Origin of the sequence: Bacillus alkalisoli, assembly GCF_002797415.1 — a bacterium.
Lineage (GTDB): Bacteria > Bacillota > Bacilli > Bacillales > Bacillaceae_I > Bacillus_CD > Bacillus_CD alkalisoli.
Genome location: NZ_KZ454944.1, coordinates 1,718,985 through 1,739,471 on the forward strand (window position 1 = coordinate 1,718,985; position 20,487 = coordinate 1,739,471).

At 36.0% G+C, this 20,487-nt stretch carries 20 protein-coding genes; 17 read left to right on the plus strand and 3 right to left on the minus strand.

Going from position 1 to position 20,487, the window contains the following annotated elements:
* Nucleotides 1–397 precede the first annotated feature (397 nt).
* The 16 genes from panB (at nucleotide 398) to CDZ89_RS08515 (ending at nucleotide 16,532) form a co-directional block, all read left to right on the plus strand.
* On the plus strand, nucleotides 398–1,246 hold the full coding sequence (gene panB / locus CDZ89_RS08440; protein ID WP_096153816.1) for a 3-methyl-2-oxobutanoate hydroxymethyltransferase: 849 nt from the start codon (nucleotides 398–400) through the stop codon (nucleotides 1,244–1,246).
* The gene (panC, locus tag CDZ89_RS08445) at nucleotides 1,233–2,072 is read left to right on the plus strand and encodes a pantoate--beta-alanine ligase (protein WP_100333506.1); all 840 of its coding nucleotides are present in this window, start codon (nucleotides 1,233–1,235) and stop codon (nucleotides 2,070–2,072) included. The genes panB and panC overlap by 14 nt, the downstream gene beginning before the upstream one ends.
* Before the next feature lie 14 nt (nucleotides 2,073–2,086).
* The gene (panD, locus tag CDZ89_RS08450; RefSeq protein WP_100333507.1) at nucleotides 2,087–2,476 is read left to right on the plus strand and encodes an aspartate 1-decarboxylase; all 390 of its coding nucleotides are present in this window, start codon (nucleotides 2,087–2,089) and stop codon (nucleotides 2,474–2,476) included.
* Nucleotides 2,477–2,938: 462 nt separating this feature from the next.
* On the plus strand, nucleotides 2,939–5,470 hold the full coding sequence (locus tag CDZ89_RS08455; protein WP_100333508.1) for an exonuclease domain-containing protein: 2,532 nt from the start codon (nucleotides 2,939–2,941) through the stop codon (nucleotides 5,468–5,470).
* Nucleotides 5,471–5,501: 31 nt separating this feature from the next.
* Nucleotides 5,502–6,347 carry a ComEC/Rec2 family competence protein gene (locus CDZ89_RS08460; protein WP_096153823.1) on the plus strand — a complete coding sequence of 282 codons (846 nt, stop codon included), beginning with the start codon at nucleotides 5,502–5,504 and terminating at the stop codon, nucleotides 6,345–6,347.
* A gap of 540 nt (nucleotides 6,348–6,887) precedes the next feature.
* On the plus strand, nucleotides 6,888–7,058 hold the full coding sequence (locus CDZ89_RS08465; protein WP_096153825.1) for a YpmA family protein: 171 nt from the start codon (nucleotides 6,888–6,890) through the stop codon (nucleotides 7,056–7,058).
* 11 nt (nucleotides 7,059–7,069) lie between these two features.
* Nucleotides 7,070–7,543 (plus strand): cell wall elongation regulator TseB-like domain-containing protein, encoded by a 474-nt coding sequence (locus tag CDZ89_RS08470; RefSeq protein ID WP_100333509.1) that lies wholly within the window; start codon nucleotides 7,070–7,072, stop codon nucleotides 7,541–7,543.
* 42 nt (nucleotides 7,544–7,585) lie between these two features.
* Nucleotides 7,586–8,773 carry a pyridoxal phosphate-dependent aminotransferase gene (locus CDZ89_RS08475; RefSeq protein ID WP_100333510.1) on the plus strand — a complete coding sequence of 396 codons (1,188 nt, stop codon included), beginning with the start codon at nucleotides 7,586–7,588 and terminating at the stop codon, nucleotides 8,771–8,773.
* Between the two features lie 376 nt (nucleotides 8,774–9,149).
* Nucleotides 9,150–10,442 carry an asparagine--tRNA ligase gene (asnS, locus tag CDZ89_RS08480; protein ID WP_100333511.1) on the plus strand — a complete coding sequence of 431 codons (1,293 nt, stop codon included), beginning with the start codon at nucleotides 9,150–9,152 and terminating at the stop codon, nucleotides 10,440–10,442.
* A gap of 180 nt (nucleotides 10,443–10,622) precedes the next feature.
* Nucleotides 10,623–11,330, plus strand: coding sequence for a DnaD domain-containing protein (locus tag CDZ89_RS08485; RefSeq protein ID WP_096153833.1), 708 nt, complete (start codon nucleotides 10,623–10,625; stop codon nucleotides 11,328–11,330).
* 389 nt (nucleotides 11,331–11,719) lie between these two features.
* Nucleotides 11,720–12,379: an endonuclease III gene (gene nth / locus CDZ89_RS08490; protein WP_100333512.1), complete on the plus strand. Its 660-nt coding sequence runs from the start codon at nucleotides 11,720–11,722 to the stop codon at nucleotides 12,377–12,379.
* A complete protein-coding gene (locus CDZ89_RS08495; RefSeq protein WP_100333513.1) occupies nucleotides 12,376–12,891 on the plus strand; it encodes a YpoC family protein in 516 nt (171 codons plus the stop codon). Before nth ends, CDZ89_RS08495 begins: the two co-directional genes overlap by 4 nt.
* Nucleotides 12,892–13,372: 481 nt before the next feature.
* The gene (locus CDZ89_RS08500; protein WP_100333514.1) at nucleotides 13,373–14,668 is read left to right on the plus strand and encodes an MFS transporter; all 1,296 of its coding nucleotides are present in this window, start codon (nucleotides 13,373–13,375) and stop codon (nucleotides 14,666–14,668) included.
* 190 nt (nucleotides 14,669–14,858) lie between these two features.
* The gene (locus CDZ89_RS08505) at nucleotides 14,859–15,464 is read left to right on the plus strand and encodes a class I SAM-dependent methyltransferase (protein WP_100333515.1); all 606 of its coding nucleotides are present in this window, start codon (nucleotides 14,859–14,861) and stop codon (nucleotides 15,462–15,464) included.
* Nucleotides 15,465–15,497: 33 nt separating this feature from the next.
* The gene (locus CDZ89_RS08510; protein ID WP_096156907.1) at nucleotides 15,498–16,196 is read left to right on the plus strand and encodes a nucleotidyltransferase domain-containing protein; all 699 of its coding nucleotides are present in this window, start codon (nucleotides 15,498–15,500) and stop codon (nucleotides 16,194–16,196) included.
* A 39-nt stretch (nucleotides 16,197–16,235) separates the two neighbouring features.
* The gene (locus CDZ89_RS08515) at nucleotides 16,236–16,532 is read left to right on the plus strand and encodes a hypothetical protein (protein WP_096153842.1); all 297 of its coding nucleotides are present in this window, start codon (nucleotides 16,236–16,238) and stop codon (nucleotides 16,530–16,532) included.
* 12 nt (nucleotides 16,533–16,544) lie between these two features.
* Here CDZ89_RS08515 and CDZ89_RS08520 read toward each other — a convergent pair whose 3' ends face one another.
* Nucleotides 16,545–16,940 (minus strand): secondary thiamine-phosphate synthase enzyme YjbQ, encoded by a 396-nt coding sequence (locus tag CDZ89_RS08520; protein WP_096153843.1) that lies wholly within the window; start codon nucleotides 16,938–16,940, stop codon nucleotides 16,545–16,547.
* Between the two features lie 138 nt (nucleotides 16,941–17,078).
* On the opposite strand from CDZ89_RS08520, the gene CDZ89_RS08525 reads away from it, so the two are divergent.
* On the plus strand, nucleotides 17,079–18,290 hold the full coding sequence (locus CDZ89_RS08525; RefSeq protein ID WP_096153845.1) for a GTP-binding protein: 1,212 nt from the start codon (nucleotides 17,079–17,081) through the stop codon (nucleotides 18,288–18,290).
* A 54-nt stretch (nucleotides 18,291–18,344) separates the two neighbouring features.
* Here CDZ89_RS08525 and CDZ89_RS08530 read toward each other — a convergent pair whose 3' ends face one another.
* Together CDZ89_RS08530 and CDZ89_RS08535 are read right to left on the minus strand one after the other, a co-directional pair.
* On the minus strand, nucleotides 18,345–18,833 hold the full coding sequence (locus CDZ89_RS08530) for a hypothetical protein (protein ID WP_096153847.1): 489 nt from the start codon (nucleotides 18,831–18,833) through the stop codon (nucleotides 18,345–18,347).
* Between the two features lie 287 nt (nucleotides 18,834–19,120).
* Entirely contained in the window at nucleotides 19,121–20,374 is a 1,254-nt protein-coding gene (locus tag CDZ89_RS08535; RefSeq protein WP_096153849.1) for an MFS transporter, read from the minus strand.
* Nucleotides 20,375–20,487: the final 113 nt, after the last annotated feature.

Below are 20,487 nucleotides of genomic sequence, written 5' to 3' on the forward strand. Positions count from 1 at the left end.
GTTCTGCCTTGATCCGATGGCGACGGGGACAGTAAGAAATGAATACGCACCACTTTCATTCTTATCGTTAACTAACACCCTTCTTTCTCCATTGGCAGAAAGAAGGGTTTTTATATTTAGGATTAGGTGTTTTTGAACGATGGATGATTGTAGAGGATGTAGTTTTATACAATCTTAGTTGACTGAAGCGTAAGGCACTCGACTCCTGCGTGAAGTAGAGGGAAGTGCGAGACCCCACAGGCGAAGCCGAGGAGGCTCGCATCCCTCCCCGCGGAAAGCGAGTGCCTGGAGCGGAAGTCAACGGATTGAAAAACCAATCTAAATTATTCGCGAAACACCTTTATAAAAAAGTCGTTCTCAACTAATCGGTGGTTGGCTCAAAGGGGAGGAAAACCAAATGAAAACCTCAACACAACTAATCAAAATGAAACAAAGCAACGAAAAAATAGCCATGGTAACGGCATACGACTACCCATCTGCAAAACTTTCACAACAAGCAGAAGTCGACATTATCCTAGTCGGTGACTCCTTAGGAATGGTCGTTTTAGGCTATGAATCAACCGTACCCGTAACAATAGAAGACATGATACACCATACAAAAGCAGTCAAAAGAGGCGCAACATCTACATTTGTCGTAACAGACATGCCATTCATGACATACCACCTATCGATAGAAGATACATTACGCAACGCAAAAAGAATTATCCAAGAAAGCGGAGCAAATGCCGTTAAATTAGAAGGTGGCGACGAAGTCATCCCTCATATTAAAGCGCTAACAAAAGCTGGCGTTCCGGTTGTCGCTCACTTAGGTTTATTACCACAAGCAGTTGGTGTGCTTGGAGGATATAAAGTACAAGGAAAAGATATGGAAAGTGCGAAGCAAATTATGCTTGATGCGAAAAAAGTAGAAGAAGCAGGTGCACTTGCTGTAGTGTTAGAATGCATTCCAATGCAACTTGCAGAGCAAATTTCTAAAGAATTAAAGATACCTACTATAGGAATTGGAGCTGGACCAAATACAGATGGTCAAGTACTAGTGTTTCATGACTTAGTAACATATGGTGTTGATCGTGTTCCGAAATTTGTAAAACAGTTTTCTAATATCCAAAATCCTGCATTAGAAGGCCTTACTCAATACGTAAAAGAAGTAAAAGAAGAAAACTTCCCACAGGTAGAACACTCTTTTACAATGAGAGAAGAAACAGTAAAAGCTTTATATGGTGGAGGAACTAATGAAGATCATTAATCATATCAAAGAGTTACAAGAGCAATGCCAAAACTTTAAAAAAGAAGGAAAAACAATTGGATTTGTTCCTACAATGGGATTTTTACATGAAGGGCATCTTCAGCTGTTACAACAAGCAAGAAAAGAAAATGATATTGTCATCTTAAGTATTTTTGTAAATCCATTGCAATTTGGACCTAATGAAGACTTTGATGCTTATCCACGTGACATGGAGAGAGATGAAAACTTAGCCAAAGAACAACATGTGGACTATTTATTTTATCCTACCAAAGAAGAAATGTATCCGAAAGAACGTACAACAAAGCTCCTAGTAGAAAAGAGAACAGACGTACTTTGTGGAAAATACAGACCGGGTCATTTCGACGGTGTTGTAACAGTAGTGTTAAAACTATTTAACATCGTAATGGCAGACAGGGCTTATTTTGGAATGAAAGATGCACAACAAGTCGCTGTAATCGAAGGACTTGTGGAAGATTTTAATGTACCTGTTGAAATAGTTAGGGTGACAACGGTAAGAGAAGAGGATGGTCTTGCTAAAAGTTCTCGAAATGTATACCTATCGGAAAAAGAAAGATTGGAAGCACCAATTATCTATAAAACGCTACAAGAAGGTAAAGAGTTAGTACTAAATGGTAACAGTACCCAAAATGTGAAACAATTTATAAAAGAAAAGATTGAAAAAGAAACGTCAGGTGCATTAGAATATATAGAGGTTTTATCTTATCCAGAATTACAAGATGTAAACAACAACTCAACAGCGATAATGGCAATTGCCGTAAAGTTTTCAAATGCTCGTTTAATAGATAATATCGTTTTTTCAACATAAGAGGAGGTATCTATATGTTTCGTACAATGATGAATGCAAAAATTCATAGAGCAAGAGTGACGGAATCCAATTTAGATTACGTAGGAAGTATTACAATAGATTCGGACATCCTAGATGCGGTTGGAATGGTTCCAAACGAGAAAGTCCAAATTGTAAACAACAACAATGGTCAACGCTTTGAAACGTACATCATCCCTGGTGTTCGTGGAAGCGGCGAGTTTTGTGTAAACGGTGCAGCAGCAAGACTAGTACAAAAAGGCGACGTTATTATTGTTATCTCTTATGCAATGATGGCGGAAGAAAAAGTACTAACACATGAGCCAAAAGTAGCCGTTATGAATGAGTATAACGAAATCCTCGAAATGATTGGTACAGAACCAAGAGCAACAGTCATGACCCCATAACAAAAATCGCCCCCTATACTAAGGGGGCTTTTGTATGCATACAAAAAGAAATACCTATACTATATGCATAGAATAGAATCAGTTCACAAAGTCCTAAAGAAGAGGACGAATTATTCATTCTGCTTTTAATCTCACGGTGTGTATGATACTTTTAAATAAATGCTTTTTGATAATAAATGTAATAGAGCCAGTGTAGATTGTCTTTAAATACATATACACTATTTGATTAGTATTTGAACTAATGTTGATGTTCGCTACAGGTACGAGACTCCCGTGGGAGAAGTGTGACAAGGGAGACCCCGCAGGCGCCGTGCGCCGAGGAGGCTCCCGAGACCATGGCTTATGACTCGAGGAGCTAGCCGTAAGACCTAGACAGGCCCGCGGAAAGCGAGTACCTGTAGCGAACATCAACAGCTGTAATCCTATATAGATAGTTTAGCGCGGTAGTTATGAGGTGTTTGAATGAAACAGCGATACTTAGTCGTCGATCTAGAAACGACAGGAAACGCACCAAAAAGAAATGATAAAATAATACAAATTGGCGCTGTTTTAATAGAAAATGGTGAAATAACAGAACGGTTCGCAAGCTTTGTTAACCCAAACTGTTCCATCCCACCTTTTATTGAACAATTAACAGGCATATCCAATGAAATAGTAAGCAATGCCCCAACATTTAGCCAAATTGCTCCAATGGTAAACGAAATGTTAGAAGGGGCTACCTTTGTTGCGCACAATGTTCCGTTTGACTTGTCTTTTTTACAACATGAATTTGAAGAGAATGGCATAGCTCCATTTGAAGGGAAAGCTATTGACACTGTTGAGTTAGCGAGAATATTGCTACCAACTTCTCCTAGCTATAAACTAAATGATTTAGCTGAGTTATTTAACGTCCAGCACGAAAATCCACACCGAGCTGATAGCGATGCGGAAGTAACAGCTCATATATTATTAAAATTACTAGATAAAATAGATGATTTACCAAAGAAGACCATTCAAAAACTTAGAAAATTAACGAAAAAATTAAAAAGTGATGTGTATGCTGTTTTCGATCATGAACAAAGGGGAATACAATTTGGAGACTGGATTGAAATACATAATATACCGACAAAGAAACTTTCGCCAATCCAATCCATTCGATCAGATTATACTTTTATTGAAAAAGAGCAAAAAAATATACCAATAGACACGTTATTCTCTAACCGAGAACACGCATTAATAGAAATGCCAAGTAAACTTAAAAGTATGGAAGACTACGTTCATAGTGGGTTACGTTTTGCGTTAGAAAACCAAAAACAAGTAACCATAAGTGTATCTTCCTATGATAAAGAAAAACGATTATCCAAATTAATGAATGATATACCATATGTACCTTACTGCTCTAAAAAAGAACCGAGTTACTATTTACATATAAGCAGATTTGCAAAGCTGTTACATGAAAGAGACAGTAACTACGATACACTCCTGACAAAAGCTCAACTGCTCGTCTGGTTAACGGAAACAGAGACAGGAGATGTGGAAGAATTAACGCTTACTTCAGGTGGCAGACTATTGTGGGGTAGTATTAACTGTGAGTATGAAACCAAAAAAGATAAAACAGTCGAAGAGTCTTTCTATGTTCGGGCACAAAAGCGACAAGAAGACTCTTTGATGATCATAACAAACCATGAATCATTGGCAAAACAAATACATCTAGATTCAATGAATGCAACAAGCGATTATTACATTATTGATGAATCACACTTATTTGTGAATGTCTTGAGAAAAATGAAAGGAATTCAGATAACTTATGTACAAATAAGTTATCTTCTTTCTAAAGTGGTAGGCTCTAAAGTAACAGAAGAAGCAAAATTAGAACTAGATGAACTATTTACGATGTTAAGAAACTATGCGCTTAAAAGAACAACGACGAAAACATCGAATTCTAGTAAGCTAATTTACAAGTTGCAATACGAAAACGAACCTGTGAAAGAATGGGACTCTATTTTAGAAGCTGCGAAAAGACTGCTAATGAGATTGTTGGATGTTATTCACTATGTTCAAGTGGAAAAAGACAAGAATGCGCATTTATTAGCTCTACAGCTAAAGAATTGTAAAGATGATTTGGAATCTTTATTATTTAGCGAACAACAGGGTGAACAAACTTGGATGGAAGTAGAAGTAAAAGGGGCAAAAAATGCATCGGCACTCATTCGTATGCCAGTTTCCATTTCTGAAACTTTGGCAACGAACTTTTTCCAACAAAAAAGCTCTGTTGTACTGTTATCGCCGGCCTTTCACATGGACGGAAACTATAATATGGTGATGGAAGAACTAGGTTTATCTGATTTTTTCCCAACGACCTTATCTGTAAATGATGGAGCAAAAAAATTAGAAGTGTTTATTCCAGATGATATGCCACTAATTCAGGAAGTTACGTTAGAGGAATTTCAAGAAACAGTTGCGATTTACTTAAGAGAAATTGCCTGGGTGACAAGCGGAAAAATGATCGTGTCGTTTTCGTCTTTAGAAATGCTACAAGCGGTTTATGAGTACATGAAAACCTCCTTTCAAATGGACGACATCGTCATGTTAAGCCAAAGTAGTTTTACTGGGTCCAAACACAAATTATTGAAGGCAGCTAGCGGATTTGATAAAGCAATAATTTTCGTGACAAATCAACTTATAGAAGAAATCACACTTTCAGAAGAAAATGTGAACACATTAGTGATTGTTAGACTTCCTTTTAAAGCTATTCAAGAACCATTAATGGCGACAAAAATCGAAGAATCAGAACAAAAAGGCGAAAACTCATTTTTAGAAGTATCACTGCCAATAGCTGTGCTACGATTTAAAACGATGTTGCATTCGTTTTACCAAGAAGGTAAGCAACAACAACTAATAATCTTAGACAGAAGAATTATCGAGAAAAAATATGGGGAAAAGTTTTTAGCATGTATGAACGAAGAAAAAATAGAGAAAAATAACTTTTTCACGTTATTAGATATGCTATCCTAACGGTTTACAATATAGGAATGGATGATATTTCATGAACATTTTCTTCATAGTTCTTTTAGCTTTTAGTTTTTTTCCAAACCCAGGAATTCCAGCTGAAGTGAATAGAATCGATTTAAAGTTACAACAAAACGAAGTTGCATTCACATTTTTGGATTTAGTGGACGGTGAAAGTACGTTAATTCAAACATATGAAGGTGAAACGATATTAATAAATACTGGCTCTGAAGCGGCAAAAGAGGAATTAGATTATTACCTTGAATTATATGGTGTCGATAATATTAGTACATTAATTTTGACGAGTACGGAGCCAGAATACGTTAGTAATGTCTCTTCTCTTTTGGATGAAGTGGTAGTGGGGAAAATTGTCTCTCCAATCAGCATGGAGTCCGCAGTGAAAACCCTTAATACTCCAATTGAAACGTGGGAGTCGGGAAAAACGTATGAAATTTCCAAAGGTCTTTCGGTAACTGTTTTACACGAAAAAGTAGAGCCAGAAAGTGATGAAGGAATGGATTTGTTGTTTTCTTATTTTGATACATCTATACTTTATATGACTTCTGCGAACAAAAAAGTCGAAGATCAGATTGTAGCTGATTACCATTTAGAAGAGGTCGACATTTTAAAAGTCGGGGATTTCGGTAATAAAAATGGGACAACCCAACCTTTTCTTAATGAATCAGACCCACAAATTGCAATTCTGTTTAAAAAAGAAAGTAAAGAATCCATGATTGATGTATTAGAAAGACTTCACGAAACATGGATTGAAATCATTCAAACAAAATTAACCGGTAACATATCCATCAAACTTAAAGAACACGACTACCAAGTCATCACTCTTACCATTGAAAGCCTAAAAAGATTACACACAAGTTCATAACAATTTATAAAAGAATATTTTTTTGTTTTGAATTCTATTCAGCTGTTGATTGGAGCGCATGTCGTAGACTCCTCGAAAATGCATACGCATTTCCTTCGTGGATGCATCGCTTGGAAGCCTTCCTTGTCCTGCGGGAGTAGCGGGGAGCAAGAGACCCCACAGGCGAAGCCGAGGAGGCTCCCGGCCCGCCCGCGAAAAGCGGAGACTTGCGCGGAAATCAACAGCGGTGTTAATAGAATAAAATAAAAAAAGGGCTTGCTCTACGTATGTAGCAAGCCAAAAAAGGTGTGGGATAAGAGACAAAATTTGTTTTGGAAACTTCATGCCTTTATGGAAATTAATTTTACAGAATTTAAGGTTGTTCTAAACAGAGGAGCTCTAGATGCCTAAAAAAGCACCTTTTACAAAGAACATTGTACGAAACTGAATAGTAGCTGTATAATGATTTTGGAAAGCTATTTGTCATTCAGTAATTATATTGTGGTCTGATTCATGTCACTTTATGAATTACAATAATTACATCATGCCTGGGAGGATATTATGGAAAGTAAGATTGAAGTTATTTCGACCGTCACAGTACAAAACTCTCCAGACTTATACAAGATCGTGGACGCATTAAATAAATCATTAAAAAGACAAGACTTAATGTTTGGACTCGCTCTAGACGAAAAAAATAAAGAAAAAGCTGTATTTACAATATACCGTACATAAGAAGTGATAATATGAAAAAATGGATAATCATAATACTTGTAGTAGCTCTTATAATTTTTTTATGGCAAGTTATTTCTATTTATCAATCCACCATTTCACCTTTGAATAGTGAAAAAGAATATGCTGGAGAGATTGTAAAAAATAAGACAGAAATCCAAACAATACAAGCTGTAGACGTATATAATGGAACGAATGTATACCACATTGTAAGTGGGACGAACGCTAACAATGAACAACTCATTGCATGGCTTAACGAAGAAGACGAAGTAGTTCTTATGAAAAAGGCCGTTGAAGGTATTAAAAAAGAAGAAGTACTTCAATTTTTAAATACAAATCGAACACCTAAAAAAATAATATCCATCACACTTGCAATGGAAAAAAACATTCCGTTATGGGAAGTGAAATTCACAGATACCGATGATCGATATCATTTTTATTATATTAAGTTTGATGATGGGGAATTTTTCCAAAGGATTTCTTTTTAATACCTAACGGTAATTTCATGAACTTTTTAGGGAGGATTAGTAATGAATTTAGCAAAGCGAGTGTCAACGTTAACACCTTCAACAACTTTAGAAATAACGGCTAAAGCAAAAGAATTAAAAGATGCTGGTCATGACGTAATCGGTTTAGGAGCAGGGGAGCCTGACTTTAATACGCCAGAACATATTTTAGATGCTGCCAAAAAAGCAATGGATGAAGGATTAACAAAATATACGCCATCAGGTGGATTACCAGCATTAAAGAAATCAATTATTTCAAAATTAAATACGGACCAAGGGATCACGTATAAGCCATCAGAAATTATCGTATGTTCTGGAGCAAAACATGCTTTATATACGTTGTTCCAAGTTATTTTAGATGAAGGCGATGAAGTAATCATCCCTACGCCATACTGGGTTAGCTATCCTGAACAAGTGAAACTAGCAGAAGGTGTGCCTGTATATGTAGAAGGTAAGGAAGAGAACGGGTTTAAAATTACACCAGAACAACTAAAGCAGACAATAACTTCTAAAACGAAGGCAGTTATTATTAACTCACCAAGTAATCCTACTGGTATGATTTACTCGAAGGATGAGCTGGAAGCGTTAGGTCAAATTTGTTTAGAGCATAACATTTTAATTATTTCAGATGAAATTTACGAAAAGCTTTTATATGATGGCAATACACATGTATCGATTGCTCAAATTTCTGAACACTTACGTCAACAAACAATCATCATTAATGGGGTATCAAAATCGCATTCAATGACAGGATGGAGAATTGGTTATGCTGCAGGAAATGCTACTATTATTAAAGCAATGACGAACCTTGCAAGCCACAGTACATCCAACCCAACATCTATTGCACAATACGCAACTATTGCAGCATATGATGGGCCTCAAGATGCAGTAGAAGAAATGCGCCAAGCATTTGAGCAACGTTTAAACATTATTTTTGAAAAGTTAAATCAAATTCCAGGCTTCCGTTGTCTAAAACCACAAGGTGCATTTTACCTTTATCCACACGCGTTAGAAGCGGCAAAGATAGCTGGCTTTGAAGATGTCGATACTTTCGCAAAAGCATTGTTAGAAGAAGAAAAAGTGGCTTTAATTCCTGGTTCAGGCTTCGGAACTCCTGACTACGTAAGACTTTCATACGCAACATCATTAGACCAACTAGAAAAAGCAGTAGAGCGAATTGCTGCTTACATGAATAAAGTGACAACAAGATAATACCTCCTTACTAAACCCGCCAACACTGTTTAGCGGGTTTTATATCTTTTAATGGTTTATTTTATTAGAGTAATTGCTAGAATTATTTGAAATTTAGAGTGGATTGGAGCGGAAGGAAATTGACTCCTGCGGGAAGAAGAGCGAAACGTGAGACCCCACAGGCGGGACGCCGAGGAGTAGGTTTTTTCACGATAGTGAAAATTAACCCTTCCCCTGCGCTCCCCGCGGAAAGCAATTGCCTGCAGCGGAAAGAAACGGGCAAAATTTACTTGCAAAATTAATTAAACAACAAAGTACTTTCTTTAAAAGAATTGCGTCCAACCCACTACACTAGTATAATAATGGATATGTTTACATAGTTGGAGGGAACAATAAAGTGAAAACAACAATTTCAGAAGTACATAAACATGTTGGCGAAGAAGTTACCATCGGTGCTTGGATTGCCAACAAACGTTCAAGCGGCAAAATCGCCTTCTTACAACTACGAGATGGGACAGGCTTCATCCAAGGGGTTGTAGTAAAAGCAGAAGTAGAAGAAGAAGTTTTCCAAGCAGCAAAATCCGTAACACAAGAATCTTCTATTTACGTAACGGGAGTTATCCGTGAAGACGAAAGATCTCCATTCGGATACGAAATGGGTGTAACAGGAGTTAAAGTAATCCATGAAGCAGTTGATTATCCGATCACACCGAAAAATCACGGAACAGAATTCCTAATGGACAACCGTCACTTATGGTTACGTTCTAAAAAGCAACATGCTGTAATGAAAATTCGTAACGAAATCATTCGTGCTACATATGAGTTCTTCAATACAAATGGCTTCACAAAAGTAGATCCGCCAATTTTAACAGGAAGTGCTCCTGAAGGAACAACGGAACTATTTGCGACGAAATACTTTGATGAAGATGCATATTTATCCCAAAGTGGTCAGCTTTACATGGAAGCGGCAGCTATGGCACTAGGAAAAGTATTCTCATTTGGTCCAACATTCCGTGCGGAAAAATCGAAAACTCGTCGTCACTTAATTGAGTTTTGGATGATTGAACCAGAGATGGCGTTTTATGAGCATGAAGAAAGCTTAGAAGTACAAGAACAATACGTTTCTTATATCGTTCAATCTGTAGTGAAAAATTGCAAATTAGAACTAGGTATATTAGAACGTGATGTTTCTAAATTAGAGAAAATTCAAGCTCCATTCCCTCGTATCTCATACGATGATGCAATTAAGTTCTTAAACGAAAAAGGATACGATGATATCAAATGGGGAGACGACTTCGGTGCTCCACATGAAACGGCAATAGCGGAAAGCTATGATAAGCCAGTATTTATTACGCACTACCCTAAAGACTTAAAACCTTTCTACATGCAGCCACATCCAGATCGTGATGATGTTGTGTTATGTGCAGACTTAATTGCGCCTGAAGGTTATGGTGAAATTATTGGTGGTTCTGAGCGGATTCATGACTATAAACTATTAGAAGAGAACTTAGAGAAGCATGGTTTATCTCTAGATGCATATGGATGGTACTTAGAGCTTCGTAAATATGGTTCTGTACCACACTCTGGTTTCGGATTAGGATTAGAACGTACGGTTGCTTGGATTAGCGGCATTGAACACGTTCGTGAATCTATTCCATTCCCAAGACTATTAAATCGTTTATATCCTTAATAAATTGCCGGCCACTTACAAACGGATGAGTGGCTGGTGTTTTTTTCTAAAAAAAGAAGAAAGCGTAGCCAAGGTACTGCATCACAGCCATCCACTCTTCCTAGCGAATTTTCAGAAGAAACTTTCCTTACAACCACTCTCATATTTCTGCTATACTTACTTCAGAGGTGTTATCCGTTAATGAAAAAAGACCATTTTATCGAGTTCCTAGAAGAAGGGAACCTATCTATACCGAATTATTTATTGAACAACTACGTACAGCTCGGATTGAATGAAACCGAATTAATGATTATTATTCATGTACATGCATATGTTGAAGCGGGTGTTGTTTTCCCTACACCTGAAGAAATTGCTGAAAAAATGACAATTAACGAAACTCAATGTATGGAGCATTTACGACAATTATTGAAAAAAGGTTATTTAGCCATTACAGACCAGATGGATGAAAACATAATCAAGTATGAGTGCTATTCTTTAAGGCCACTTTGGGAAAAAATGATTTATTTTATGATGAACGAAAGTAATCAACAACAAAAAGTGGAATTAGAAGTTAATGAGAAGTCGCTTTACAACATATTTGAGAAAGAGTTTGGCCGCCCGCTTTCTCCGTTAGAGTGTGAAACGTTAGCGATTTGGATTGATCAAGATCATTATGATGCAGAAATTATAAAAGCTGCCTTACGTGAAGCTGTATTAAGTGGAAAGCTTAACTTCCGTTATATAGACCGAATTCTTTTTGAATGGAAGAAAAACGGTGTGAAGACTATCGTCCAAGCACGAGAGTATAGTAAAAAGTTTCGTAAAGCCCCAGCTAAAAATGCGCAACAAACACCACAAAAGAATGAACCTTCAAGCAATACAGTACCATTTTATAACTGGTTAGATTAAAATAAAGAATGTGGTTAATTTACTCTGGCCAATGTCAGAGTTTTATTTTATTTTTAATCTGTGTTAAAGCTTAGTGTTGATAATTTAGTACTAATACCTGTTGATTTGCGTGCAAGGCTGAGACTCCTGCGGGAGAAGCGGGGAGCGGGAGACCCCACAGGCGCATGCGCCGAGGAGTAGGTTTTTTCACGACAGTGAAAATAACCTTCCTTTTTACCGCCCGCGGAAAGCGAAGCCTTGCACGCAAATCAACAACGAACTTTAACACAGCCTATTTTTAACTAAGTTACCAAAGTGTTTATATTTAACTACTTATTAGCTGTTGATTGCCGTGCACGGGAATTATCAGCGGTATATAACTCAGCTATATTTATTAAGGATGATGATTTATGTTAAACCTGAAAGAAATTAGACGTTGTTTAGATACATTTGCTGAAATGTTCCCAGAGGCTCATTGTGAGCTTGTTCATAAAAATCCTTTAGAATTAGTGATCGCTGTTGCATTATCTGCGCAATGTACAGATGTACTCGTAAATAAAGTAACAAAAAACTTATTTCAAAAATATGAAACACCTGAAGATTACTTAAGCGTATCGTTAGAAGAATTACAAAACGATATTCGCTCGATTGGGCTGTATCGAAATAAGGCGAAAAACATACAGAAGTTATGTGAGATGATACTAGAACATTACCATGGCGAAGTACCACGTGAACATTCAGAGTTAGTCAAGTTACCTGGTGTAGGTAGGAAAACAGCGAATGTTGTAGTATCCGTAGCGTTCGGTGTACCAGCCATTGCGGTAGATACACATGTAGAAAGAGTTAGTAAGCGTTTAGGCATCTGTAAGTGGAAAGATAGTGTATTAGAAGTGGAGAAAACATTGATGAGAAAAATTCCTGCAGAAGAATGGTCAGACACGCACCACCGTATGATCTTTTTCGGGAGATATCATTGCAAAGCACAGTCACCACAATGTGAAGTGTGTCCACTGCTTGATATTTGTAGGGAAGGGAAAAAGCGAATGAAAGTGAGAATGTCCAAAAAATGAGAAACATTCAAGTCTCAGCCGCATTCGCCAACCACCTATTTTATAAAGAAAGTGATGTAATAAAAATAAAGGAGGAATTATCTATAGAAGATGTTTCCTCCGTTCCGTTCCTTTTTGATATCGTCCACAGCCATGGAATATCGCTCGAAATAAAACCTTGGGAAAGTAGAAAAGAATCGGTAAAGCAAATCATTTTAGTGTGGACAGTTAAAAGAGAAGAAATCAGTATTTTACATAAACAAAGAAATAAAGAGAAAATAATGAAAGAAATGCCTAGTGCCATTGCACTTTATATCAATTTATTATTCTGGATCAACGGACAGCCGGTTACAAGTTTAGTTAACCTTGAATCTGACCTTGAGGAATTAACTTGGAAACCAGTTAATATTGCAGAAAGGCTATCCTTTATCATGAATAGACCTTTTCTATACCATAGTTTTGTGCAACTAAGTGAACTATTTACTGAAATGGAAAAAATGTTTGAAAAGGTAAAAATCAAGGAGAAGCTTTAACTTGAAATAGTTTTATTATATTTATTTTTACAAAATATCAAAGTGATACGGGAGATAATTTTTACTACAAAAACAAGAAGAAAAGAATATATCTAATTCCTATTACTCATCCTCATTTTCTCGTATTATTGGCGATAAATAAAGATTTATTCGACAAAATTTGACGAATTTGGAGCGTGTTTTCTTAGTTCTAGCATGAATGCTAGGGCTTTTTTTGTTGTTAACGTAACTTAAATAGAATGCTACTTTTTGTCGCAACACGTTGTTTTTAAGTGAATATATTGTCTGATTTTGCGCTTGCCCAGGAAATGATTTCTCGGAAATAGCTACTTCTTAACAGTTAAGATTTTGTAAATATTCTATATGAAAAAGGAAAGCGACTACATGAAAGAGAATATGCTAGTAGTAATAATTTGTTTTCTCCTTAGAAATACACAAAGATCCACAGCCAAAAAAAGTATCTGTTAGGGAGCTGGTACAGATGAAGAGTAGTAATCCTTTTTCGTATAGTAAGATTTTTGTCATTGGAAGTGGATTTTTTGCATTAACGTTAATTTGGACCTTTTACAACGCATACATGCCGTTAATTTTAGGAGATTACATCGAGAGTAGAGCTATAAGAGGAGCTATTATGGGTCTAGATAATCTTCTAGCAGTACTACTGATTCCAATTATCGGAGCATGGTCCGATAAAGTAGACACAAAACTAGGTAATCGTTTGCCATTTATCGTCATTGGGATGCCACTAGCAGCTATTCTTTTTATCTTAATTCCATTTGGAGCCGCAACGGCACTTTGGGTTTTATTAGTGGTAGATATTATTTTCTTGTTTGCAATGACCATCTACCGAGCACCTGTTATTGCATTAATGCCAGACCATACTCCTAAGGAAAAAAGATCAATGGCGAATGGGATTATAAACTTTATGGGTGGTATTGGGGCAATTGTGGCCTTGTTTGGTTTATCAACGTTGTATGGAATAGACAGATCTTATCCGTTTATTGTGGCAGGATTATTATTAATGCTAGCATTTTTACTACTATACTATACAGTGGACCGAAAACCCCCATATTTTGAAAAGGTAGAAAATGAGTTAGAAGAAGTGCATGCATCAAGGTCATTCTTCAAAGGGTTGGCAGTATTGAAAAAACCTGAATTTCGCGGGCATTTATTAATTTTAATTGCAATCTTCCTTTATTTTATTGGCTTTACGGGTGTAGAAGCTTTATTTACCGTATATGCAGTGGAGCATTTAGGATTTGAGGAAAGTGCCGCTGGTTTAACGTTAGGATTTTTTAGCCTTTCTTTTGTTATCTTTGCAATTCCAGCAGGGCTGTTAGGAAGCAAGTTAGGAAAAGCACCAATGATGTTACTCGGATTAATTACCATACCATTTATCTTTTTATCCATACCATTTTTACCACTTTTAGAAAATATTTTTCCAACTATCAACCTAGTACTTACATTACAGCTTGTGTTGTTTATAGGAGGAATTGCTTGGGCATTAATTAACGTGCAAGCATATCCATTAGTTGCGGACTTAGGTGGGAAAAATAAAATCGGATTTTTCACAGGTTTATATTATTTGTTTTCTATGTCATCTGCAATTGTGGCACCTGCAATGTTAGGCTTACTTATGGATCTATTTACACATCCAGCCCTTTTTTACGGAGCATCAGCTAGTTTCTTCATTGCGTACTTCTTCTTAAGAGCTGGAAGTAAAAAAGTAGCAGCAAATGCCATTGATGTAAATACAAACAGTACTATTCACAACTAATTTATAAGCAGCAATATTTACATTAGATCTAAAAATCAAAACCTTCCATCCTACAGGAAGGTTTTTTATTTCAAGAAAATTACAGGTGCCAGGCACCTGTAATTTTCTTGAAATAAATAGATATTAGTAGATTTTGTAAGTATACTTGCATTAGAATTATTCATATGCTGAAGGTAAGGAGTACAGGCTATTGAACGAGGTTGAATATGATAAGTTATTAAATATCCAAACAATAGAGGAACAAAAAGGGTTCAACGATAGTGTTCATTATCATCGTTATGAAGCGACACCTTATAATCATCTTGCTATATTAACGTGCAATTATGAAATTACAAGTAGTCATAAAGTGATTGATGTTGGATGTGGTAAAGGTAGGTTGAATCTTTATTTACACCATCACTATCAAATCCCTGTCACTGGAATTGAACAGAATGAAGGGTTTATTCGTAAAGCAGAAGAAAATTCGCAAAGTTATATGAAGAAGCATACAAACTCTTCGTCAGAGAAAATACAATTTTTTCATGGTTTAGCAGAAGCGTATCCAATTCAAAGCGATGACAACTGCTTTTACTTTTTTAATCCATTTTCTGTTCAAATATTCCGTTCATTTGTACAAAAGATTCTACTTTCTTGGGAGATGAATTCAAGGAAAATAGATGTCATACTGTATTATCCAGATGATGAGTATGTGTATTTTTTACAAACTAGTACTCCGCTTAAATTTGTAAAAGAAATCGAACTACCAAGATATAAAAAAGACATTCGGGAAAGATTTATTATCTTTACAATAGATTAGTGCAAGGAGATTATTGAAATGAATAAATTAAAAATGGAGCCAGTGGAAGCCGCAATAGAAATAGTTCAGAAGCTTTTTCCAACGTGCCAAGGAGCACTGTTAGCAGGAAGTATCGTAAGGGGGGATGCGACGCACAAATCCGATTTAGACATAATCGTTTTTGATGTGGCCATTGAAAATTCATATCGAGAGTCCTTTTTTGCAAATGGTTGGCCAGTAGAACTATTCGTTCATAACCTAACTTCCTACAAACCATTTTTTCAAGATGATTGTAAAAGGGGAAGACCTTCTTTACCGAACATGGTAACAGAAGGAATTGTGTTAAAAGGTGACGAATTTATTAAACTAGTGAAAACAGAGGCACAACAACTGTTGAACGCAGGTCCAGAAAAGTGGTCAGAGAAAACTATTAATATTAAACGTTATTTTATAACAGATGCATTGGACGATTTTGAAGGTACACAGCTTCGAGAAGAAGAGATCTTTATCGCGAATAACCTTGCGGAACTTGTGAATGAGTTTTACCTAAGAACAAACGGTCAATGGATTGGTAACTCTAAATGGGTTGTAAGAGCATTGAGAAAATACGATGAATCATTTACTGAACAATTTGTTCAAGCATTTGATGTATTTTATAAGACTGGAGAAAAAGAAAAGATTATGCATTTGGTTGATGATGTTTTAAAGCCATTTGGTGGTAGGCTCTTTGAAGGTTTCTCAATTGGAAAATAGCAATCTATTATAACAGGGGAAAAGGGGAGTTGGTGGAGAATGCAAGATAATACATTCGATTATGTATGGGGTGGATTTTCCGGATTACTTGTTGGTTATTTAGTTGCAAAGGTGTATCAAACATGGGCTATTGCTTTTTTAACAACCGGAATACAACTAATGGCAGATCCAATAAAAGGATGGGACCAACAACCATTATGGGTTATCGCAACAAAGTACCCTACTAGTTTTACAGTAATAATAAGTATAATCTTTGGTATAATTGGTATCTTCTTTGCAAAATATTTGCGTCAACGGGAAAAATTAGTTAGTGTAAACAGCTTCTCACATATTTGAGAAGCTGTTTTTTTATACTATTTTCACATAAAAGTTTCTTGTTCTTGGTCCATCAAACTCACAAAAGTAAATCCCTTGCCATGTACCAAGTAGGAGTTTGCCGTTTGTAACAATGATATGCTGAGAAGCACCAACCGTACTTGCTTTCATATGTGCTGCAGTGTTGCCTTCCATATGTAAATCTTGTTCATGGTGCCATGGATAGACTTCATCAAACCGACGAATCATATCCATTTTCACATCCGGATCAGCATTTTCATTTATTGTAATACCGGCAGTAGTGTGTGGACAATAGACGATAACTGTTCCTTCAGAAACATTCTGCTCCCTTATAAATTGTTCTACATTATGAGTTATATCCAACATCACGTCTCGACTTTTCGTTTGAAGTGAGAATTTCTTAAGCATACAACCAACCTTTCATACTTTTCCTGCATTTTACCATATGAACTATTGTTCTACATATAGATTTGTTTTGACAAAATGGAATAGAGTCCGTATAATCCTAAATAGTAATCATTACGATTTATAAAAAGGAGACAAATTATGAATAACATTATTCCTGTTACGGTTTTAAGTGGATACCTTGGCTCTGGTAAAACAACTTTGTTAAACCATATTCTGAAAAATAGAGATGGATTAAAGGTTGCAGTTATTGTGAACGACATGAGTGAAGTTAATATAGACGCAGAACTTGTGAAACAGACAGGTGAGTTAACGAGAACAGAAGAAAAATTAGTGGAATTAAGCAATGGTTGTATTTGCTGTACTTTAAGAGAAGATTTACTGATTGAAGTAGAAAAATTAGCTCTTTCGGGAAACATTGATTACATCGTCATTGAATCTACAGGAATTAGCGAACCAGTACCTGTTGCTCAAACTTTTTCATACATAGACGAAGAACTAAATATTGACCTAACTAAATTTTGCAAACTAGATACAATGGTTACAGTTGTCGATGCAAACCGTTTTTGGCATGATTTTGAGTCAGGAGATAGTTTACTAGACCGTAAAGAAGCACTAGGTGATGAAGATACGAGAGAGATAGCAGATTTACTCATCGATCAAATTGAGTTTTGTGATGTTTTATTATTAAATAAATGCGATTTAGTTGATGAAGAAAATCTGGAAAAGCTAGAAAAAGTACTACGCACGCTACAACCTTCTGCTAAGATAATCAGAACAACTAACTCTGAAGTTGATTTATCAGAAGTGTTAAACACTGGATTATTTAATTTTGATGTAGCAAGTAATTCAGCAGGCTGGTTACAAGAATTAACGAATGGCCATGCTAATCACACACCGGAAACAGAAGAATATGGTATCTCCTCGTTTGTGTATTCCAGAAGAGAGCCATTTCATTCCGTAAGATTTGATAACTGGATTCATAATATGCCTTCAAATATTGTAAGAGCGAAGGGAATTGCCTGGTGTGCTTCAAGAAATAACTTAGCATTAATGATGTCTCAGGCTGGACCATCTGTATCATTAGAGCCTATCTCTTATTGGGTCGGTAGTTTACCAGAAATAGAGCGTAAAAATGTTCTACGCCAAAATCCACAGTTATTAGATGAATGGGATGTTGAACACGGAGACCGCCATACGAAGCTTGTCTTTATTGGCACAGAATTAGATAAAGAAGAAATAATGAAAGAGCTAGATCAATGCTTACTTACAGACTCTGAATACAATTCAGATTGGTCTACACTTGAAGATCCGTTTGAGTGGACTATTGAAAGAAGTTCAGAGGTTGTATAAATGTAAAAGCATTCTTCCTATTTTAGAAGAATGCTTTTTTTAGATTATTGTATGCTAAAAGGCAGCTTTTACTTTTGTTTCGACTTCATCGATCAGTTTACTAATATGTTTAGAGGAGTATTCAAATATTTTTGTATGTACATTTCGCGGAAAGAGTCTTCGAACATCATCCGCATAATAGCTTCCGTCGCCTGGAATATAATGCTCCTGAATTTTAAAAGATTGCTGTTCCGTTGAAACTTTTAATACTATTGGAACAGACATACCAGAACCTAACTGAACAAGGGACCCTTCATGATAATACTCTTCCATTAATGCCCATAAATATATTTCTCCTGCGGAAGCATCTGATTCCAATATTTCAAAAGCACAAAACACGATGCCATCAAAATTAGGGTTCATCACCATTTCATTTAAGTATTTTTCGATTTCGACTTTGTTCATTGCAGATACTGTGATTTTTCCCGATGTCGTGATGGAACAAGCAGATATAATTAAAAACACACATGCTAAAACTCCGAGGTAACCAGAATGTTTTCTCAACCTATCATCCTCCAATGAACAGATAGTCTGTGCGAAAAAGTACCTAAACAAACTCTTGTATAATTTTAACACTAATTTCCATATTTTAAAATACAAAAAATTCAAAAAATATATTTCCTCCTAAAAAAAGACAAAGAGCTTATGTTTCTGCTCTATTGTCTTTTTTAATCAACCTTTTATTAGTTCAATCAATGGCATAATTACGGTTCGTTTAATTAGGTGTATAAATACAGAATACGTTTCTATCATTCATTTTTCGTATAGTATTCATACAATATGAAACGGACTCAACTATTCATCTCCCTCAACTTCTCATCAGAAGGAAGTAAAAAGGATAACAATCCGATGAATGGTAGAGTAGCAGCGAAGATGATTGTATTACCAAGACCAATCATGTCAGCTAACCAACCTAAGGCTACAGATCCAATAGCACCCATACCAAATGCTAATCCAACTATTAATCCAGAAACAGTTCCGATTTTTCCTGGTACTAATTCTTGCGCATACACAACAGTTACGGAAAAGCTTGATAAAATAATAAATCCAATAACTCCAACTAATACGTAAGCTAAATTTGGACCAACAAACGGTAGAAGTACAGCAAGTGGAGCAGAACCTAACATAGAAAGAGAAATCATATTTCTTTTCCCGTATCGGTCAGCAAGGGGACCGCCGAAAAATGTTCCAAGAGCTCCTGTTGCAAGAAAAATAAAGATGTAAATTTGGGACTGTTTAATGCTGAAACCATACTCTTGAATAATATAAAAAGCATAGAAGTTCGTTATCCCAGCATGAAACCATGATCTTGCAAATACTAAGAAAATTAATAAGCTAATAGATAGTAAAATTAGTTGCCGATGTTTTTTCGATTTAGATGTATTTTGTTTCTTTAATTGTTTTTTACTTTGAGATTTTCGTAGTTCTTGCAATTCCTTCACTTTATCACTGTACCAACGAGCAATATACATAAGGAGAACAATGGCTAATCCTGCAACTAATGTAAACCATAATGCGCCTTTTTGACCAAAAGGTATTAATAAAAATGCTGCAATTAAAGGAGCCAGTGCTTGGCCTGAGTTACCACCTACTTGATAAATGGATTGTGCCAGACCTCGTCTTGAACCTGCAGCCATGTATGCAACGCGTGAACCTTCTGGATGAAAAGTGGCTGAGCCTAGTCCAATGAAGAGTACAGAAATAACAATCATCCAAAATGTTGGGGCTAACGCAAGACCAACTATTCCAACAAAAGAAAAACAAAGGCCAATTGGCAATGCATAAGGAGAAGGTTTTTTATCTGTATACATACCAACAACTGGTTGAATTAAAGAGGAAGTGAAATTTAATGCAAAACCTATAATACCTAATTGTGTAAATGTTAAGCCCATGGATTGTTGTAAAATAGGAAACATGGCTGGTACTACAGATTGTAGAGCATCATTTAGTAGATGAACGAAACCAATAATAAAAAGGATAGAATATATCGTTTTATTTTCAGGTTGTGCGTGTGTTGTGCTAAGTTTTTGTGCTTGAGCTTGCATATAGAAAACTCCTTTTTTAAGAGTGAATGTTGTATTGCTAAAGTATAATATAGCATGGTTTTATTTATTACGGTTATTATAAATTACGTTTTCCTAAATATTTTATATTGTTT

Excerpts from the sequence above, each read along its gene's own strand:
- CDZ89_RS08485 (WP_096153833.1), top strand. The coding sequence starts at position 10,623 with ATGAAAAAAGACCATTTTATCGAGTTCCTAGAAGAAGGGAACCTATCT.
- panD (WP_100333507.1), top strand. The coding sequence starts at position 2,087 with ATGTTTCGTACAATGATGAATGCAAAAATTCATAGAGCAAGAGTGACG.
- panC (WP_100333506.1), top strand. The coding sequence starts at position 1,233 with ATGAAGATCATTAATCATATCAAAGAGTTACAAGAGCAATGCCAAAAC.
- CDZ89_RS08460 (WP_096153823.1), top strand. The coding sequence starts at position 5,502 with ATGAACATTTTCTTCATAGTTCTTTTAGCTTTTAGTTTTTTTCCAAAC.
- CDZ89_RS08520 (WP_096153843.1), bottom strand. The coding sequence starts at position 16,940 with ATGCTTAAGAAATTCTCACTTCAAACGAAAAGTCGAGACGTGATGTTG.
- CDZ89_RS08535 (WP_096153849.1), bottom strand. The coding sequence starts at position 20,374 with ATGCAAGCTCAAGCACAAAAACTTAGCACAACACACGCACAACCTGAA.
- CDZ89_RS08515 (WP_096153842.1), top strand. The coding sequence starts at position 16,236 with ATGCAAGATAATACATTCGATTATGTATGGGGTGGATTTTCCGGATTA.
- CDZ89_RS08470 (WP_100333509.1), top strand. The coding sequence starts at position 7,070 with ATGAAAAAATGGATAATCATAATACTTGTAGTAGCTCTTATAATTTTT.
- CDZ89_RS08465 (WP_096153825.1), top strand. The coding sequence starts at position 6,888 with ATGGAAAGTAAGATTGAAGTTATTTCGACCGTCACAGTACAAAACTCT.
- CDZ89_RS08500 (WP_100333514.1), top strand. The coding sequence starts at position 13,373 with ATGAAGAGTAGTAATCCTTTTTCGTATAGTAAGATTTTTGTCATTGGA.
- CDZ89_RS08475 (WP_100333510.1), top strand. The coding sequence starts at position 7,586 with ATGAATTTAGCAAAGCGAGTGTCAACGTTAACACCTTCAACAACTTTA.
- panB (WP_096153816.1), top strand. The coding sequence starts at position 398 with ATGAAAACCTCAACACAACTAATCAAAATGAAACAAAGCAACGAAAAA.
- nth (WP_100333512.1), top strand. The coding sequence starts at position 11,720 with ATGTTAAACCTGAAAGAAATTAGACGTTGTTTAGATACATTTGCTGAA.
- CDZ89_RS08510 (WP_096156907.1), top strand. The coding sequence starts at position 15,498 with ATGGAGCCAGTGGAAGCCGCAATAGAAATAGTTCAGAAGCTTTTTCCA.
- CDZ89_RS08525 (WP_096153845.1), top strand. The coding sequence starts at position 17,079 with ATGAATAACATTATTCCTGTTACGGTTTTAAGTGGATACCTTGGCTCT.
- CDZ89_RS08495 (WP_100333513.1), top strand. The coding sequence starts at position 12,376 with ATGAGAAACATTCAAGTCTCAGCCGCATTCGCCAACCACCTATTTTAT.
- CDZ89_RS08455 (WP_100333508.1), top strand. The coding sequence starts at position 2,939 with ATGAAACAGCGATACTTAGTCGTCGATCTAGAAACGACAGGAAACGCA.